Annotated in this window: 1 protein-coding gene; it reads right to left on the bottom strand. The window is 65.4% G+C overall.

Annotated elements, in window-relative coordinates; all coding sequences use genetic code 11:
* On the bottom strand, nt 1-719 hold a 719-nt coding region (locus ACXJ7R_RS35310), incomplete at both ends, for a calcium-binding protein (protein WP_457155827.1).

The following is a 719-nucleotide window of genomic DNA, read 5'->3' as shown; positions in this document are numbered from 1 at the left end:
TTGCCGGCGCGGCCTGAGAGCACGTTGTTGTGCGTGTCGCCGCGGAGCGTGTCGGCGAAATTGCTGCCACYAAKGTTTTCRATRCCRGAAAAGATGTCGCCWARTGCATCGCCSCSGTTGGCSCCGGCGTTGGCCAGGTYGGCAACTACGGATTTGGCCGCGCTGGCATAGCTCGCGCAATCAAGCCCGGCGCCGCCGACAAGCCGRTCAGCTCCYGCGCCSCCGTCAAGCACATCGTTGCCGGCGGCGCCATCCAGACTGTCATTGCCGGCGCGGCCTGAGAGCACGTTGTTGTGMRTGTCGCCGCGGAGCGTGTCGGCGAAATTGCTGCCACCAAGGTTTTCAATGCCGGAAAAGATGTCGCCGAATGCATCGCCCCGGTTGGCGCCGGYGTTGGCCAGGTCGGCAACCACCGAATTGGCCGCGCTGGCATAGCTGGCGCAATCAAGCCCGTCGCCGCCGACAAGCCGGTCAGCTCCCGCGCCGCCGTCAAGCACATCGTTGCCGGCGCCGCCATCCAGCCTGTCATTGCCGGCGCCGCCGACAAGCTGGTCGGCTCCGGGTCCCCCGTGGAGCTCGACAGCTCCGGGCGGGTCGGCGTGGGTATAGGCGATGTAATTGTAGGAGCTTGCATATTGCTGGTTGAACTGCTTCGAGCCTTCGAGCCAGGTGCCCTCCACCCCGCCCTCGAAGACGATGTTGCCGCGCTGCAGGTATGT

Source organism: Mesorhizobium sp. P5_C1 (assembly GCF_054049815.1).
The sequence above is the reverse complement of the archived record's forward strand: the minus strand, read 5'-3'. Positions and strand labels throughout refer to the sequence as shown.